We start from the raw sequence: 17867 nt of genomic DNA, 5'->3' as shown, positions 1-17867 counted from the left end.
AGGTGAAGGGACGGGGGTTTTGCTTGGGAGCATGCGTGTGGGCCGGTTCAGGGGCGTGTTATGCCGCGTTGTTGGCCGCGCTGGTTCCTGATTTCTTCTGCTCAGCTATTCCGTATCGGACGGCAGGGAATAGTCCTTCATGTAGCCGATGCCAAAATGGATGAAAAAATCCGGATAGCCGTCCACTGGCAGCCAGAAGGCCACAGGCTCCTGCCCGCCGGGGCCGGGTTCTGTGCCCTTTTTCCAGGACGCCACATGGTTTTTGATGGTCTTGTGGGCAAGACAGCCCTTGTGCGCCTCCGCCGGGCCGTGCTTGGCGCAGATCATGCCCACTTCCCTTCCAAGGCTTTTGCAGGCCGCATTAAGGGCCACAACACGCTTGGATTTGTGGGCGAGCTGCACTCCCTCGGGAAAGTGATCAAACATGAGGTGGAATGCTTCAATAAGTTTTTCATCCACCTGAAAATCATCGTTCATATGTTCTCCTCAAGTATGGCCCGCATATCAGGCAACGCCCGTATGCGGGACGCGGGTAATGTCAGCTTGCAAGCGCGCTGGCAGTTGCGTGGGCTGACGCTTGGGTGAAGGCGCAATGCTGTTTGTCTGCCTGGATGCTTGTTTAGGCGGACGTTTGTCCGGTCGCTCGTCTGGCCGATTGCGCGCGGGTTTGACTTCACGTGATTCTCAAGTATCATTGTTGAAGATGTTTATATATGATAAAAATATACTCAGGATGTTGTCGTAAATGAGAGATGATATGCGCAAGCTTCTGGCGGATGTTCCGTATTTTCTGGAGGCCGCCAACCATCCGAGTTTTACCCAGGCGGCTGACGCGCTGGGCATTCCGCTTGCGACGCTTTCACGGCGCATTGCGGCCATGGAGCAGCACCTTGGCGTGAAGCTGTTTTTCCGCAATACGCGCGTTGCCGGTTTGACTGAAGACGGCAAGGAACTGCTGGAAAGCTGCAAGTTTATCATGGCCGAAGCCAGCGGCGTCAGGGACAGGCTCATGCAAAAGCAGGCGGAGCCGTGCGGCCCCATTCGCATGTCGGTTGAAGCCTTTGTGTACCACTGCTGCATGCACGGCGCTCTGGGCTCATTTGTGGAGCAGTACCCGCAGATAAGCCTGCACACGGTGTTTTCCACAGAATGGAAAGACCTGCACAGGGAGCCCTTTGATCTGGACATCAGGACTGGCCCCGTCCCCTACCCGGATCTGAAAGTCAGAAGGCTTTTGTCCATGCAGCCAGCCCTGTTCTGCACGGCGGAATTTCTGCACAGCCATCCCCGCCCTGAACATCCGGGCGATCTGGCCCGCCTGCCTTTCATCGCCCAGACGAGCGAAGGCCGCCCGCTGGTGACCTGCTCCAAGAAAAGGCAGGTGGAAACCGTGGCTCTTCAGCCACGGCATACCGTGCAGAGTATCGGTCTGGCGCTGGAACTGCTGCTTGCCAATCAGGGCGTGACAACGCTCATCCCGCAGCTTGCCAAAGCTTTTGACAAGGAGGGCAGGCTTGTCCAGCTTTTGCCCGATTGGGAACTGACAAAAACAGACATCAATCTCACCCTGCCCGGCGACCGCCCGCCCAAGCGTGTGCGCCTCTTTGTGGATCACATTGTGAAGCATTTTCAGAGTCTGTAAACGGCGTGGCGAGGGTATGCGCGGCGGGCGCTTTGAAGAAAATAAAATAGGGCTTGTCCTTTGAGATGAGGTTGTTGCGCCCTGCGGGCACGGGGGCTTTTCTTTAATTTAGTTTGAGCCGCCTGCGCGGCGGGCGGCGTGTTGGGGGCTTGGGCGGCGGACGCTTCAAGAGAATAAAGCCGGGCCTGTCCTTTGAGAGGTGGGCGTTGCGCCCTGCGGGCACGGGGGCTTTTCGTCTATTTGGTTTTGGCCGCCTGCGCGGCGTGCGGCAAGGCGGGGCCGGTTATGGGGCTGCGCCCCCTTCTCGGCCCCCCTTGCATCCCCCCCCGAAGCACCCCGCTGTCCTACCCTGACCAACAATTTCCCTTTTTCGGGGGCGGCTACGCACGAACCTCGCCGACGTGTCGGCTTCGGTTCTTTATGACGCCGCCCCCGGCATCCGCCCGCTCTCTGTCTGAGAAGCGGCACAGGCTTGAGTGCGTTGCCTGCATAACAGCTAGCGATCCCCATTCAGCGCAAAGGCGCACGCTGGCATTGCGCGGCGCGCAGGGAGATCGCCGAGCGGAGCGAGGAAGCTCCCAGAGCAAAAGCCGCGCAGCCCTCGCCAATCTGCGGTAATTGGAAAGCTTTGGGGGTAAACGGGGGGAGTGCAGAGGGGGCCTCGCCAGGGGGCGCAGCCCCCTTCACAGGCCCCTTCTGCCCCCGCCGGAGGCGGCCCAAACAACAGAAAAGAAAGGCCGCCGTGCCCGCAGGGCACATAAGCCATCTCTCGAAGGACAAGCTCTGCTTTATTCTTTTTGAAGCCCCCGCTACGCAAGTACCGCCGCCATTACGTGCCTTTTCCCAATAGTGATATGCAGTTTCTGAGGCTCCCCCACAGCCAAAGAGACGCCTTACCGACGCTCCTCACTCAGGGCGAGATCACACGCTGGCATTGCGTGGCGCGCAGGGAGATCGCCGAGCGTAGCGAGGAAGCTCCCGGAGCAGAAGCCGCGCAGCCCTCGCCAGGTGTCGGAAACGGGAAAGCCTTTAAGGGCTAATCCGTGGAAGCGGGGATATACGACAAGCCCCAGCGGGGTCGTCCGGGGGGAGTGCAGAGGGGGCCTCGGAGGGGCGGCAGCCCCTAACAGGCCCCCATCTGCCGCACGCCGCGCAGGCGGCCAAAACAACAGAAAAAAGAAAGCCCTCATGCCCGCCGGGCACAACACCCACCTCTCAAAGGACAGGCCCTGCTTTGCTTTCTTCAGAGCGCCCGTCGCGCATACTCACGCCACGTCGCCTACCCCACAGCTTGCCAGCCGCGCTTCCCTTTTCTATACTGAAAAGATTCTGGCTGCCCAAAAGGCTGCCCCGAACCATATTTTCTGTCCTGCGCGAGGTGCATGATGGCCGGTAACACCTTTGGGCGCGCCCTGCGCCTGACCACTTTTGGCGAATCCCACGGGGCCGGCCTTGGCGGCATCATTGACGGCTGCCCCGCAGGTCTCGAACTGACCGAAGCCCACATGCAGGCCGAACTGGATCGCCGCAAGCCCGGGCAGGGGCCGACAGCCACCAAGCGCAAGGAGGCCGACACCGTCCGCCTGCTTTCCGGCGTTTATGAAGGCCTCACCACAGGCACGCCCATTGCGTTCTTTATCGCCAACGAAGACCAGCGTTCCCACGATTACGGCAACCTGGCGGAAGTTTTTCGCCCCGGCCATGCGGATTGGGGGTATTTTCAGAAGTACAACGGCCTGCGCGACCACCGTGGCGGCGGGCGTTCCTCCGGGCGCGAAACAGCGGCCCGAGTGGCTGGCGGCGTTGTGGCCAGAAAAATCCTTGCCTTGCGCGGCGTGAAAATTCTTGGCGGCTGCGTGGAACTGGGCGGCGTCGCCATCCCCCAGTGGGGCATGGATATGGACGGGGCCTCCATGCGCCCCTATTGCGCCGCCGCGCCTTCTGTGGTCACCCAGTGGGACGCCTTGGTGGCCGAGGCCCGCAAGGCAGGAGAAACCCTGGGCGGCATTGTGCGTATTGAAGCGCGCAACGTGCCCGCAGGGCTTGGCGAGCCCGTTTTTGACAAGCTTGAGGCTGTGCTGGCCCATGCCATCATGAGCGTGGGCGCGGTCAAGGGCGTGGAAATAGGTGAGGGATTTGCGGCGGCGGCCCTGCGCGGCTCGCAGAACAACGACCCCCTGCTCCCCGCTGACGAGCCTGGCCCCGGCAGGGCGCGCTTTGCCTCCAACCACGCTGGCGGCATCCTTGGCGGCATTTCCAGCGGTCAGGATATTGTGCTGCGGGCGGCGGTCAAGCCCATCGCGTCCATCGCCATCACGCAGAACACGGTGGACAAGGAAGGCAATGCCGCCACGGTTCTTGTGGGCGGACGGCATGACCTGGCGGCCATTCCGCGCGTGGTGCCCGTGCTGGAAGCCATGACGGCGCTGGCCCTGGCCGATGCGCTGCTTTTGCAGCAACGCATGGGCGTCGGCGTATGAAGAAGCACCCCCTGCATGGCCTGCGCTCCATCGGGCCAGCCTCGCTGAAAGATTTTGACCTGCTTGGCGTGACCAGCCTTGACGACCTCGCAGGCCGCGACCCGCAGGAACTGTATGACGCCCTTTGTCGCCTCAAGGGCCAGAAGGTCGATATCTGCTGCCTGGACGTCATGCACTGCGCTGTGGCGCAGGCCCGTAACCCGCACCTGCCGCCGGAACAGCGCGACTGGTTCTGGTGGTCGCGCAACCGCAAGGCCATCCCTGACGGTAAAAGCCCTGCCCTGGAAAATCGCTGACATGAAGGAAATGTCCCTGCTGCAAGACCCGGATGCCGTTGAACTTACCGGCACCATCGAGCGCGTCGTCTTTCACAACGAAGAGAACGGCTATACCGTTCTGCGTCTCATGCCCGGCAGCGTCAACAGCTCGGGCGGCGACGGCGGCCTCACCCGCCCGCGAGACTCGGTGAGCTGCGTGGGCCATATGGTCAATCCGCAGGCAGGGGTGCAGATGAAACTCAGCGGGCGCTGGGTCAACAACACCCGTTTTGGCCGTCAGGTGGAGTTCAGCAACGTCGAGGAGATGATGCCCGCCACCAGCGAGGGCATCCGCCTGTATCTGGCGTCCGGCCTCATCAAGGGGGTCGGTGATGAAATGGCCACCCGCATCGTCAAGGCCTTTGGCACTGACACCATCCGCGTGCTGGACGAAGAGCCGGAACGCCTGCTCAAGGTGCGCGGCGTGGGGCAAAAGAGCCTTGAGCGCATCCGCACGTCCTGGGCCGAGCACCGGGGCATACGCGACCTGCTGCTCTTTTTGCAGCCCCACGGCATCACCCCGGCCTATGCCGTGCGCATTTACCGCGCCTATGGCGGTGACGCGCTGAACATTGTGCGCGAGAACCCGTACCGTCTGGCCATGGACATTCACGGCATCGGCTTTGTCACGGCCGATGCGGCGGCGCGCAAGCTCGGTTTTGAGCATGATCACCCCCTGCGGATTCAGGCGGGCACGCTGTATGTGCTGCAAAAAGCCACGGACGACGGCAACGTATATTTGCCGGAATCCGCCCTGATGGAAGCCGTGTGCGCCCAGTTGGGCGTTGACGAGGGCCTGGTGAGCGAAGCCCTGTCTTCCCTTGAGGAGGACGAGCGCATTGTGCGCGAAGATATGGATATGCCCGGCCCCGGGCCGGATTCCGACGCGCACGTCTGCCTGCCGGAAACCGGCGTTTATCTGCGCCGCTATTTCCACTGCGAATCCAAGACGGCCTTTTATCTGCAAAGGCTGCTCAATTCTCCCAAGTCCATCCGCTTTGAAAATGCCGACGCCACCGTGGACAAGGTGGTGGCGCAACTGGACATAGCGCTTGCGCCCGAACAACTTGAAGCCGTGCGCATGGCGGCGCGCAGCAAGGTTATGGTGCTCACGGGCGGCCCCGGCACGGGCAAGACAACCATCATCAACGCCATCATAAATCTTTTTGCCGAGGTGCGCGCCCGCATATTGCTGGCGGCCCCCACAGGCCGCGCCGCCAAGCGCATGGCCGAAACCTCCGGGCGCGAGGCCCGCACCATCCACCGCCTTCTGGAATACAGCCCCAAGGAGGACGGCTTCGCCCGTAATGAGGACAGCCCCCTCGCCTGCGGCCTGCTCGTCGTGGACGAAGCGTCCATGATGGACACCCTGCTTTTTTACCACTTGCTCAAGGCCGTGCCGCTGGGCGCTACCCTTGTGCTGGTGGGCGACGTGCATCAGCTGCCCTCGGTGGGGCCGGGCAACGTGCTGGCCGACGTGATCAACTCCGGCGTCGTGCCCGTAGTGGAACTGACGGAAATCTTCCGCCAGTCGGCGGAGAGCGAAATCATCTGCAACGCCCACCTCATCAACAAGGGCGAGGTGCCTTCGCTGGAATCCAGCAAGGACAGGCTTTCGGATTTTTATTTTATCCACCAGAACGATCCCGAAAAGGCCGCCGAGCTTATCGTTGACCTTGTGCGCAACCATATACCGCGTCGTTTCGGTTTTGATTCCGTGGACGATATTCAGGTGCTGACCCCCATGCACAAGGGGGCCGTGGGCGCGGGACAGATGAACGCCCGCCTGCAGGAGGCCCTGAACCCCAACGGACTTGAAGTTCGGCGCGGCGAACGGGCCTTCCGCCTGCACGACAAGGTCATGCAGATACGCAACAACTATGACAAGGACGTTTTTAACGGGGACATGGGCCGCATCAGCTTTATGGATCTCGCTGACCGCACCCTCAGCGTCACCTTTGACGACCGCGTCGTGCCGTACGAGTTTGATGAACTGGACGAACTGGCCCCGGCCTACGCCATATCCATCCACAAATCCCAGGGGTCGGAGTATCCCGCCGTGGTCATTCCCATCATGATGCAGCACTATATGCTGTTGCAGCGCAATCTGGTCTACACCGGGGCCACGCGCGGCAAAAAACTGGTCATTCTTGTGGGTGAGTCGCGCGCGCTGCATATGGCCGTCAAAAACAACAAGACGCGCAAGAGGTACACCAGGTTGGCGGAGAGGTTGCGGCCCCCTTGCTAGGGTTGAGGGATTGGCGTGGGTGGTGGCGCCCTGATACTCCCGTGAAGAATTGAAGTCGGGATTGCCCTTTGAAAAGGAGCTTCTGTGCCTGAGGGTATGGGAGCTTTTCTTTGTTTGTTGTTTGGGCCGCCTGCGCGGCGGGCGGTAGATGGGAGAGCTTGCGCTGAAATTGCCCTTGAGGGGATAAAGCGGGCCTGTCCTCTGAGAGGTGGGTGTTGTGCCCGGCGGGCATGAGGGCTTTCTTTTTTCTGTTGTTTTGGCCGCCTGCGCGGCGGGCGGCAGATGGGGGCCTGTTAGGGGCTGCCGCCCCTCCGAGGCCCCCTCTGCACTCCCCCCGGACGACCCCGCTGAGCCTGTCGTATATCTCCACTCCCACGGGTAAGTCCTTAAAGGCTTTCCCGCTTCCACTATTTCACGAGGGCTGCGCGTCTTTTGCTCCGGGAGCTTCCTCGCTGCGCTCGGCGATCTCCCTGCGCGCCGCGCAATGCCAGCGTATGATCTCGCCCTGAATGCACGGTTGAAGCTCGTCTGGCTGACTTGAGGCATAGTGAAGGATTTGGGCTTTATGTCTGTTCGTTGTGTAGCGTCCACACGTGACCGCAAAAAAAGAAAAGCCCCCGGGCCCGCAGGGCACAGAAGCCATCTCTCAAAGGACAAGCCCTGTTTTACTTTCTTCAAAGCGTCCGCCGCGCATACCCACGCCTCCGCCGCACGCCGCGCAGGCGGCCAAAGCAACAGAAAAAGTAAAAACCCCAGGCCCGCAGGGCACAAAAATCCTCTCTCAGAGGACAAGCCCTTCTTCATTGCCCCTGCCGGACCTCTATGTAAGCCCCAACATTGGCAGAACATCACTCACGTAGCTCAAAGACCAAGCCTAAAGTTCAGCCCCTTCATCACAGCGAGCCGCTCCCAATAACAAGCTGCCATTCCTGTAACTTCCTACAGCCAAGGCGACGCCCTCTGCCCCTCATTCAACGCGAAGGCGCACGCTGGCATTGCGCGGCGCGCAGGGAGATCGCCGAGCGCAGCGAGGAAGCTCCCGGAGCGAAAGCCGCGCAGCCCTCGTCAAATCACGGTAACAGGAAAGCCCCAGCAGGGGTGCTCCGGGGGGGATGCAAGGGGGGCCGAGAAGGGGGCGCAGCCCCATAACCGGCCCCGCCTTGCCGCGCGCCGCGCAGGCGGCCAAAACAACAGAAAAAATAAAAGCCCCGCGCCCGCAGGGCACAGAAGCCATCTCCCAAAGGACAAGCCCTGTTTTGTTTTCTTCAAAGCGTCCGCCGCACAGGCGACCAAAACAAAAGTAAAAAGAAAGCCCCCGTGCCCGCAGGGCACAGAAACCTCATCTCAAAGGGCAGACCCTGCTTCATTGCCACTGCCGGACCCACTCTACGTAAGCCCCAACATCGGCAGAACATCACTCACGTAGCTTAAAGACCAGACCTAAAGTTCAGTCCCTTCATCACAGCGGGCCTCTCCCAATAACCAACCGCCATTCCTGTAACTTCCTACAGCCAGTGCGACGCCCTCTGCCCCTTATTCAACGCGAAGGCGCACGCTGGCATTGCGCGGCGCGCAGGGAGATCGCCGAGCGCAGCGAGGAAGCTCCCGGAGCAAAAGCCGCGCAGCCCTCGTCAAATCACGGTAACAGGAAAGCCCCAGCAGGGGTGCTTCGGGGGGGATGCAAGGGGGGCCGAGAAGGGGGCGCAGCCCCATAACCGGCCCCGCCTTGCCGCGCGCCGCGTAGGCGGCCAAAACAACAGAAAAAATAAAAACCCCGCGCCTGCAGGGCACAGAAGCCATCTCTCAAAGGACAAGCCCTGTTTTACTTTCTTCAAAGCGTCCGCCGCGCATACCCACGCCTCCGCCGCACGCCGCACAGGCGGCCCAATCAAAACAAAAATAAAAAGCGGCCCTTTTCATGAAGAAAGAATTCTCCTGCGAATTCCCCCGGAATGAAAAGAGCCGCTCAACACGTCCGCCGACAAAAACTGTCAGCTAGACAGTGTCGTCACGAGATGAATTTCCTGTTATATCAAGGAGGACAAGCCTTTTATGCAGGGAGTGTACTCTGACGGTACTCGACTGGAATAAAAGGCGAAGTTCGACGCAAAAATAACTGGAAAGGCGCTCGTGACAACATTGTCTAGCAACCATTTGAAACAGAACCTCAGGCGGATATGGCTATCTTTTCGTCAGCCAGACTCAGCCGCCAGGCCACAAGATCCTCCACGCTGCACAGAGGCAATTGATGGGCAAGGGCAAAGGCCGCCACCTGCGGCAACCGCGCCATCTTGCCGTCATCCATGGTCAGCTCGCACAGCACGCCGCACGGCGCGTATCCGGCCATGCGCATGAGATCCACAGTGGCTTCCGTATGCCCGCGCCGTTCCAGAACGCCGCCGGGCCGCGCCCGCAGGGGAAAGACATGACCGGGCCGACGCAGATCTTGGGGACGGGCTTTGTCAGCCACGGCCGCACGAATGGTGGCGACGCGGTCTGCGGCGGAAACGCCCGTGGTCACGCCGGTGGCAGCCTCAATGGAGATTGTAAAGGCCGTCTGCTGCGTGTTGGTGTTGTTTTCCGTCATCATCGGCAGGTCAAGGCGTCGCGCATGCCCGTCTGTGATGCACAGGCAAACGATGCCGCTGCAATGCCGGATGAGCATGGCCATCTGCTGTTCCGTGATGGTCTGGGCCGGAAAAATGAGGTCGCCTTCATTTTCGCGGTCCTCGTCATCCACCACAAGAACACCGCTTCCGGCGCGCAGGGACGCCAGGGCGTTACGAACGCGCTCTTCAGCGCTGCCAAAGGAATGAAGGGAAAGTGAGGTCTGATGCATGCCGTTCTCCTGTTCCGGTTCATTACCGGGAGATGGTGCATCAGGGCGTGGACGGATTGCGTCACTACAGCGGTTGCGGCCAGGCCGCCGCTACTGCAATTTCGCGCTGACCACACGAAAGACAAGTGCATGGCGCACAGGATTTTCGCGTGGCTATGACCGTTCTCTTCCATCCGGACTGTTACCGTCGGCTTCGGATTCTCACCGAATCTGCTGACCCCAACCATGGGCGCTCGCGGGCTGACGGAGCTTTACGCTGCCGCATCACCGCCGGTGGGGACTTGCACCCCGCCCTGAGAAACATAAGCAATGTACGCCCTTGCCGCAATCAAGGCAAGCGTCAATGCGCTGTAGTGAACCAGACGCGAGGGTTCTGGCCGCATGCGCAACAGAAAGGACATAAAGCGACGAAAATGGAGCAGATGGAGTGGAGGCAAAAGCTGAGACATAAAGCATTTTCGAATTGAGAATATCCTTTCTCGATACGAAAAGCCCCAAGCAGGCGCTGCTTGGAGAGCCTCCTGAAAACGCGCAGTTATTCCGTTTGGCAAGGCGCGATCTTTTTTTGAAACAGGAGTGGACTCTTCAGTCCTCGACTGTTTCAAAAAAAGTGAAGCAACGCCGCCAAACGGAATAAATCAGCGTTTTCCTAGGGGTGGGGCATGGGGGAGGAGCCCTTTGCAAAAGGGTCCCTCCCCCCACAAAACCTCTCAAAATACACACAGCCTACGCCGGAAAAACCAGGGCCTCAAACCAGAAAAGGCGTGCGCCGGGCTGCTGCCAGCTGTCTTTGGGCAGCCCTGCCTTGATGCAGAGGTGCTCAAGATAGGCCAGCCTGTCCCAGCCCTGCTCAACGGGAACCTGCGGCAAGAAAACGCCGCTCTGGTTCTGGTATTGGAGCACAAGCCCGTGACGGCCGACTTCCACAGCCTCCGGGTTTGGGCAGAGCGTCAGTTCGTCCAGTACGGAGATGTCCAGCTCCACATCACCGCGCCATTCCGCAAGGGTCAGGGGCGGAAAACGCGGGTCGCTGAACGCGGCTGAAGCGGCCATGCGCCAGACATTCACGTACAGCGGTTCCTGGCCCACAATACTGCCGATACACCCACGCAGCGCGTTGTTTATGGAGATGGTAACAAACGCGCCAAGATGACGCCTGAGGGGGCCTTGCTGCCTGTCCAGCGCATCCGCCGGGCTTGGGATAGCGTCCACCGCCTTGCCCACAAGTCCGGCTTCGATGGACATGCGGGCCAAACGGCTCAAAAAATTCTTCTCCGCATCAGTGAGGGTAAAGGAAATTCCCATGGCGTTCCTGCCTGATGTTTTACTACGCACGTCGCCAGACCTGAGGTAGGTTCCGGCTGCCCTTTTCCGCTCAACCGTCTGCGCCGGACTCACGGCCCCACAGTCGCCGTCGTCATGGTTGACCACACAAGCGTCCGCCACCGCAACAGCCTGCCCTCAGGCAGCGCCACTGCGGAGCGGGCGGCGCGTGCGGCAACACGCCCTGCCGGACAATGCAAGAAATGCCGCAACTATGTTACGGCATTTCTTGCATGAGGCTTTCACGCAAAGGCTGACGAGCCCTGCGAAGGCCATGAACGGGGGCAATTCTGGCGTTTGAGAATTTTTAGTCGTGAGCGGAATGCGCAAAACTTGCCTGGCCGACGCGGAAAAACCGCCTCGAACCCTGAACGGAAAGCCCGGCATGAGGCCGCATCCGGCTAAAAAAATCAACCGCTAGTCTTCGCCTTCAGCGTGGGACTGCTTGCCCGCACCCTTGAGGCCGTACATGGTGGTGGAACCGGAAGACCAGAACTCCAGCACTTCTTCATTGACCAGCTTGGTGAGGATTTTCTTCACGTCGCGGGGGCCTTTATCAGGGAACAGATCCGTGAAGTCCTTGAAATAGAACTTAGACTTGGAGGCGGATTTGCTGTTCAAAAAATCAACAACAACGTCTTTGTCGTCAGCCATGGTGGTTCTCCTGTCCCGGCGGCGCTGCTGCGCCGCCGGGGTTAAGCAAAGTAATCCTAGAACTTGAACTGCGTGCTCTGACGCCAGGTGTAGTAGGCGGGATCACGGAAGTCATCAATAAGGTGGTGGGTGAACTCAAGGCCGGTCATCTTGAAGAAGCTTTCCCAACCGATGCGTTCGGCCCAGTCGCCCAGGCGTTCATACTTGTTGGCGTTGGCCGCGTACACTTCAACGATGTGCTTCACGGTCTTGGTCAGCGAAGGCCAACGGGGCGGTTCGTTGGGGATGTACCCCACAACGACCTTGGAGAACTTGGGCATGCTGATGCGGTTGGAAACCTTGCCGCCAACCATGATGGCAACGCCGTCGCCCTCGCCGTCCGAAATGGGCAGCGCGGGGCACATGGTGTAGCAGTTACCGCAGTACATGCAGCGGTCTTCCTTGATGGCGATGGAGTTCACCTTCTTGCCGTCAAGCTCCACCTTGGTGGGACGCACGGCGGCAGTGGGGCAAGCGGACACGGCCAGGGGAATTTCGCACAGCTGGTCAGCCCATTCGTGGTCGATCATGGGGGGCTTGCGGTGGATGCCCACAAGGCCGATGTCGGAGCAGTGCACGGCACCGCACATGTTGATGCAGCAAGCCAGGGCGATGCGCACAGGGGCGGGCATACGCATGGTCTTGAAGTCTTCAAACACGGCGTCCATCACGGCCTTGACCGGGCCGGAGGCGTCGGTGGCAGGCGTGTGGCAGTGCACCCAGCCCTGGGTGTGCACCATGTTGCTGATGCCAGCGCCGGTGCCGCCCACGGGGAACTTGAACGAACCGCCGTCAAACTTGCGGCTGTTCAGGTCGTCGCGCAGGGCCTTCATGCCCGCTTCGCTGTCCACCATGAACTCAATGTTGTTACGGGTGGTCCAGCGCAGGCTGCCACCGCAGTACTTGTCGGCGATGTCGCACAGTTCGCGGATGTGCGTGATGGACATGGTGCGGGTGCCGCCTACGCGGACAGTGTAGCACTTGTCGCCGCTTTCAGCCACGTGCACGAGCACGCCGGGCTCAAGGATTTCATGATACAACCACTTGCCGAAGTTATTTTTGATAATCGGCGGGAAGTATTCGTCATACTTGTGGGGGCCGATGTCGGTGATACGGCCTTCCATCGGTTTGGCGGGATTGTACCCGGAAGAAATAAAAGCCATGTTCTTCTCCCCCTTTGACTAGCGTTGATGGCGTTTGCGGTAAGCGGCAAGGTCACGGTTCCAGCCGCCGGGCACTTCTTCTTCCTTGAAGAAGATGTACGGGTTGGAACGGGGTTCCTTGACATGGTAGGCGGCAGCAGGAGTGTCGGTGACTTCCAGCAGTTTCTGGAAGGACAGACGCTTCATGGTTTCGCCCACGCGTTCGCGGTTCTTGCCTTCTTCCATCCACCAGTCCCAGATCTTTTCGATGACTTCTTTGACGTCATCGTAAGGGGCTTCACAGGAGACGAAGGGCACGAGCAGCGAACCCATCTGAGCGCCGTCAACCACGGGGGCCTTGGCGCCCACGAGGATGCTTGCGCCGCGTTCGTCACCGATGTGCAGGGCGCGGGGCATGGTGTTGATGCAGTGCATGCAGCGCACGCAGTCAGCGGTCTTGATGGAGAGCTTGGAGCCGTCCCACTTCATGCACTGGGAGGGGCAGCGATCCACCACTTCTTTCTGCAGGTCGAACTTGCCCCAGTCGCGGCCGGAGTGAGCGCCGGCGTTGGGAGCGAATTCACCGGCCACGTAAGCCTTCACGGCTTCCTGGTCGATCTTGATGTCGTCCTTCCAGGTGCCTACCACGGCGAAGTCGGAGCGCGCCATGGCGCACACGCAGCCGTTGGGGCAGCCGTCGAACTTGAACTTGAACTTGTAGGGGAAGGCGGGACGGTGCAGTTCGTCCTGGTAGTCCATGGTGAGCTGGTAGCACATGTCCTGCGTGTTGTAGCAGGCATATTCGCAGCGGGACTGGCCAAGACAGGCTTCGGGCGTACGCAGGTTGGAGCCGGAGCCGCCAAGGTCCACGTTCATGTTGTGGGTCAGTTCGAAGAAGATTTCTTCAAGCTGGGCCGTCTGGGTGCCAAGAAGCACGATGTCGCCGGTGGAGCCGTGCATGTTGGTCAGGCCGGAGCCGCGCAAGTCCCAAATGTCGCAAAGGTCGCGCAGGAACTTGGTGTTGTAGAATTTGCCCGCAGGCTGGGCCACACGCATGGTGTGGAAGTGAGCAACGCCGGGGAACATTTCGGGCTGGTCGCAGTAACGGCCGATAACGCCGCCGCCGTAACCGAACACGCCAACGATACCGCCGTGCTTCCAGTGGGTTTCCTTTTCATTGTAGGAAAGTTCAAGCACACCCAGCAGGTCTTCAGGGCAATCCACAGGGATCTGATAGTCGATACCCCGAGGATTTTTGGCCCTAACAGCCGCTTCCTGCTTGATGTCGGACACAAAGCTCGGCCAGGGGCCGCTTTCCAGCTGGTCCAACAGGGGGGTTGCATGTTTCGCCATTGCCATACCTCCACATGGTTTGTTTGTATCACGCAGCGCGTGATGTGCCGTCAAATGCGGCGATCCGTGCTTTGGCGCAAAACGCCATTTGCATCGGACGTGCGGGCAAGAACCGCTTGGGGTTCTTTAACGCCGACGGATATTGCCCCCCGCCGGGTCGCGCCCATCCCGTGAAAACCGGGACGCCCCAAAGGATCGCGTAAGACGGGCGAGCCAAAGCCTCGGCCCCTCAGGCCGCAACGCGGTCAGATCATTCCGTAACGCATTTTTGCGCTAATGACAACCTGGCCGGGAATATATTGCAAAGCGGACCCTAAAGCCCGCCAAGCAAGTCTTTGCGCCAGAAAGCGCATTCTGGCAGCGGTGCTTGTCCCGTCTGTATAGAGGCTATTAATACGCATTTTTTTGTCATTTATGCAACTTTTTTTCGTATTATGTACTTTTTTTCACATAGACGATGCATCCACACTTGGCAAACAAACCCGTTTGAGCGTAGACTGACGCTGAACAGAGACTGGGCCCTCGCTGGCATTACCTTTAAGGAACATCACATCATGAAAGATGAACTCGGTTTGTACTACCATCCCCAGGCGGGCAACACGCTTTCCCGCGTCTATGTTCGGCGTGGAGAACACGGCGAGGTGGAGTTCCGCCTCTGGCGGGCCGACATGCCCGACGTGTGGGAGCGTCACCCCTGGCTCAGCATGAGCGTGGTGCAGGACGCCTCGGAACTTTACCGGCAGGAACGCAATGCGGACGCCGACCCCCTCAAGCTTTATGACCTGGCCGTGGCCAGAGCTCTGCTCAAGGAAGACGAGGCGTGAAAGGGCGTTGGCTGCTGGCAAACCGTGACTTTCTCATGCGCGACCTTGTGCGTGACTATTGCACGGTTTTTCAGGCTCTTTCGGCACAACGCCAACGCTTTGAGCAGGCCGGGGCCGTCTCGTACTCGGCCCTGCGCGATCTTTTGGGCGAGGCCATGCGCAAGGGCGTTTTCTGGCGACTCAAAGATACCTCCCACCTGCTCTTTCGCAATGCCCCGGCGCACAGCGACGTGGCCCCTGTCGATACGCCCGGCCCGCTCAGCCCGTCCTGTGGCGGCAAAACGCAGGACGCGCCCACCGCAGGGCAGACACACGGACTTGCTCCCGAATCCGCCGAATCCGCGCAGGTTGCCGAATCCGCGCAGGTCGCGGCGCTGCTCCGCTCCGCCAACAATCTGCTGCCCGGCGGCGCGGATGGTCAGCGCGCTCTTGAAGCCATCATCGACTGGTGCATTGGCTACGCCTTTCATGAATGCGTCAAACTCAAGGAAGACGCCTTTCAGAACCAGCACTACGCCAACCGTCTTGCGCAGGTCGCCCGGCATGACGGCGTCACGACGGACATGTACAATCCGCTGCGAGGGCTTGTGGGCCAAACGGCGGAAAGCTCCTCGCGCGAAATGTCGCGCATAAGCCACGTGCTGTCCCACGGCCTGCGTATGCTGGCCCAGTATCTTGTGGTCGAAAAACACAATACCCATCTTGCTCGCTGGCTTGCCAGCGAGGAACTGTCAGCCCGGCATACTTTCGGATCCAACTTTGTGCCCATGCTGGACGCGCTGTACGGCCCCGAACACGAGCGCCTCTATTTGCTGGCCGCACGGGACTTTCTTGAAGCCGGACGCCGCGAACCGGCCATAGCCCTGTTGCAGGACGCCAATGAGCGCGGCCTGCTGCGCGGCGAAGGACGCAGCCTGCTCAGCCGTCTGCTTGCTGAAGACACCAGGGATACAGCGTCCGACATCTGCGCGGCCTGCGGCAGAAAGGAGGGCTTTCCCTGTCTGCCCTACCTTCACCCGCTGGAGACCACCAAAGCATGACCCCTGCCCTCCGCGCCTTGCGGAACTGCCTTATACTCGCGCTCTGCGCCCTGCTGCTGGCCGGGTGCGGCTCCAGGGGCTCCTGGCGCAAGGGCGGCATCACCGGCACCAAACCCTATACGGTTCGCGGCAAAACCTACTACCCTCTCAAATCCGCCCACGGATTTGTCGAAGAGGGCGAAGCCTCGTGGTACGGACCGGGCTTTCACGGCAAAACCACGGCCAACGGCGAGCGCTACAACCAGTATGCCATGACGGCGGCCCACAAGCTGCTGCCCCTGGGCACCAAGGTGCGCGTCACCCACATGAGCAACGGCCGCAGCATTATTGTGCGCATCAATGACCGAGGGCCTTTTGTGGGCGACCGCGTCATTGACCTTTCGCGCGCCGCCGCTTCCCAGCTCAATATTATCGGCCCCGGCACGGGTCGCGTGCGCATTCAGAGCCTTGGGGGCGTCCCGCAGATGCGCAGCGACGGCGACATTGACGGAGCCTACTTTGTGCAGGTGGGGGCTTTTGCCAACAAGGACAACGCCGACAGGCTCACCAACGATCTGGCCAGGTCGGGACACAAGAGCCGCGTACACTTTGGCAGCAACGGCATGTGGAACGTGCAGGTGGGGCCGTGGTCCGACTCCTTCGGCGCGCAAAAGCAGCTTGAAGTCTTCTCCATTCTTTATCCTGGCGCCTTTGTGGTCGGGGATTAGACAGCCTTGTCACGAGCACCTTTCCAGTCATTTCCGCGTCGAATTTCGCCTTTTATTCCGGGCGAGTACCAGCAGAGCACACTTCCTGCATAAGAGGCTCGTTCTTTTAGATATGACAGAAAATTCATTTCGTGGCGACACTGTCTAGAGCAGATCAGCTTTGAAATGAGAAGCACTTCAAGTGGTAAATGCTCCGAGGCTTTTCGCCGCAACGCATCCCTGAAGCTGCGGGAGCAGACGGTCGCTACGTCGGCGTCAGCGCAGTTTTTCTGCCCGATCACTGCTCTGCCCTGCGCCTTCCTGCCGCCACTGTTCTACCGCCTCATAGCTTCCCCCTCCCAACCTCCTCGTCCTGCCCCCAGCCGCTCCCCCATCCCTCCCGGTGGGCACAAATTTCCCTATCTGTCTGGAATACATCTTGCTTCCACCCAGACGAGAACACGATGTTGTTCCTCGTCGTAAGGGTCGTGCCGGGCTGAGAACGCACACACGCATTCTCACAGGCACGCTGCACTGGTCACATGCCCTGACGGGCAGCATACAAATCACGAGGCCACCATGCCACACGCGCCCGCTGGCAAAACCGGAATCGCCGCACCGGACGTGCCCTGTAAAAATGCCGCCCTGGCCGCACAGGCGGCACGTTTTCCCGTCGCGCGCAAACTTGCACGCGCCGTGCTGCCCAATGGAAACATCCTGACGGTTCGCGCCTCCGCCGTGGACCTGCCCGATGAAATCAGCATCATTCTTGACAATGGCCGGAGCATTCTTGTGAATGCGCACAATGTGCGCATTCTGGGCCTGGACAATGGCGGATTCAGCGTCATCACGCCCAGGGCCATTGTTGTTTACGATTCTGCCGGCAACGAGCTTTCCGTCAGTCCCTACACCATTTCCGAGGCTGACGTGATGATGGACAACATCATCTTTTCCTCCTGCGGGGCCGTGGGGCAAGACCTGACGCAGATCGCCCAGACCCGGAGCCAGGGCGCTGCTTCCGGCCATCAGGGTCGGACGCAGACCGAAAGCGTCACGCTTCAGGCGGCAGCGCCGTTTGGGCGTCCTGCATCGGTTTTCGCCCACCCGTAAGCAGCTTTGGACACTGCGCCTGCCTTGCTGGCAACGCGCGGCACGCCGCCAGACATAAAGCGCCCCCGCAGGCTGACAGCCTGCGGGGGCGCTTTATGCTTGTGCGGAACTCTCCGCAGAAAATTTTAACGCGCCTTAACTCTGAAAAAGTTACCTGCGCTCATACCCAA

At 60.2% G+C, this 17867-nt stretch carries 14 protein-coding genes and 1 riboswitch; of the genes, 8 read left to right on the top strand and 6 right to left on the bottom strand.

The features are described 5' to 3' along the window. Positions 1-105: 105 nt before the first annotated feature. The gene (locus DESU86_RS07345) at positions 106-477 is read right to left on the bottom strand and encodes a hypothetical protein (protein WP_179980461.1); all 372 of its coding nucleotides are present in this window, start codon (positions 475-477) and stop codon (positions 106-108) included. 280 nt (positions 478-757) lie between these two features. On the opposite strand from DESU86_RS07345, the gene DESU86_RS07340 reads away from it, so the two are divergent. The 4 genes from DESU86_RS07340 (at position 758) to recD2 (ending at position 6687) form a co-directional block, all read left to right on the top strand. Beyond that, the gene (locus tag DESU86_RS07340) at positions 758-1642 is read left to right on the top strand and encodes a LysR family transcriptional regulator (protein WP_179980460.1); all 885 of its coding nucleotides are present in this window, start codon (positions 758-760) and stop codon (positions 1640-1642) included. 1385 nt (positions 1643-3027) lie between these two features. Next, complete coding sequence (gene aroC, locus DESU86_RS07335; protein ID WP_179981754.1) at positions 3028-4122, top strand: chorismate synthase; 1095 nt, start codon at positions 3028-3030, stop codon at positions 4120-4122. After that, a complete protein-coding gene (locus tag DESU86_RS07330; RefSeq protein WP_179980459.1) occupies positions 4119-4418 on the top strand; it encodes a helix-hairpin-helix domain-containing protein in 300 nt (99 codons plus the stop codon). Before aroC ends, DESU86_RS07330 begins: the two co-directional genes overlap by 4 nt. 1 nt (position 4419) lies before the next feature. Then, entirely contained in the window at positions 4420-6687 is a 2268-nt protein-coding gene (recD2, locus tag DESU86_RS07325; RefSeq protein ID WP_179980458.1) for an SF1B family DNA helicase RecD2, read from the top strand. Positions 6688-8854: 2167 nt separating this feature from the next. Here recD2 and ribB read toward each other — a convergent pair. From ribB to dsrA, 5 genes are all read right to left on the bottom strand, one after another. Then, positions 8855-9526, bottom strand: a complete 672-nt coding sequence (ribB, locus tag DESU86_RS07320; RefSeq protein WP_179980457.1) for a 3,4-dihydroxy-2-butanone-4-phosphate synthase — start codon at positions 9524-9526, stop codon at positions 8855-8857. A 157-nt stretch (positions 9527-9683) separates the two neighbouring features. Further along, positions 9684-9831, bottom strand: a riboswitch (FMN riboswitch). A 421-nt stretch (positions 9832-10252) separates the two neighbouring features. After that, positions 10253-10831: an AmmeMemoRadiSam system protein A gene (amrA, locus tag DESU86_RS07315; protein WP_179981753.1), complete on the bottom strand. Its 579-nt coding sequence runs from the start codon at positions 10829-10831 to the stop codon at positions 10253-10255. A gap of 435 nt (positions 10832-11266) precedes the next feature. Next, positions 11267-11503 carry a dissimilatory sulfite reductase D family protein gene (locus DESU86_RS07310; protein ID WP_179980456.1) on the bottom strand — a complete coding sequence of 79 codons (237 nt, stop codon included), beginning with the start codon at positions 11501-11503 and terminating at the stop codon, positions 11267-11269. Between the two features lie 56 nt (positions 11504-11559). After that, a complete protein-coding gene (dsrB, locus tag DESU86_RS07305; protein WP_179980455.1) occupies positions 11560-12705 on the bottom strand; it encodes a dissimilatory-type sulfite reductase subunit beta in 1146 nt (381 codons plus the stop codon). 18 nt (positions 12706-12723) lie between these two features. Beyond that, on the bottom strand, positions 12724-14037 hold the full coding sequence (dsrA, locus tag DESU86_RS07300; RefSeq protein ID WP_179980454.1) for a dissimilatory-type sulfite reductase subunit alpha: 1314 nt from the start codon (positions 14035-14037) through the stop codon (positions 12724-12726). A gap of 554 nt (positions 14038-14591) precedes the next feature. Between dsrA and DESU86_RS07295 the strand changes: the two genes are divergently transcribed. The 4 genes from DESU86_RS07295 (at position 14592) to DESU86_RS07280 (ending at position 17697) form a co-directional block, all read left to right on the top strand. Then, positions 14592-14861, top strand: a complete 270-nt coding sequence (locus tag DESU86_RS07295; RefSeq protein WP_179980453.1) for a hypothetical protein — start codon at positions 14592-14594, stop codon at positions 14859-14861. Beyond that, positions 14858-15901 (top strand): hypothetical protein, encoded by a 1044-nt coding sequence (locus DESU86_RS07290; protein ID WP_179980452.1) that lies wholly within the window; start codon positions 14858-14860, stop codon positions 15899-15901. Before DESU86_RS07295 ends, DESU86_RS07290 begins: the two co-directional genes overlap by 4 nt. Continuing rightward, positions 15898-16608 carry a septal ring lytic transglycosylase RlpA family protein gene (locus DESU86_RS07285; RefSeq protein ID WP_179980451.1) on the top strand — a complete coding sequence of 237 codons (711 nt, stop codon included), beginning with the start codon at positions 15898-15900 and terminating at the stop codon, positions 16606-16608. The genes DESU86_RS07290 and DESU86_RS07285 overlap by 4 nt, the downstream gene beginning before the upstream one ends. Before the next feature lie 558 nt (positions 16609-17166). Next, the gene (locus DESU86_RS07280; protein ID WP_179980450.1) at positions 17167-17697 is read left to right on the top strand and encodes a hypothetical protein; all 531 of its coding nucleotides are present in this window, start codon (positions 17167-17169) and stop codon (positions 17695-17697) included. Positions 17698-17867: the final 170 nt, after the last annotated feature.

This window comes from Desulfovibrio sp. 86, assembly GCF_902702915.1.
In the GTDB taxonomy this organism is placed as follows: Bacteria; Desulfobacterota; Desulfovibrionia; order Desulfovibrionales; family Desulfovibrionaceae; genus Desulfovibrio.
This window is presented reverse-complemented; position numbering and strand designations above follow the sequence as displayed.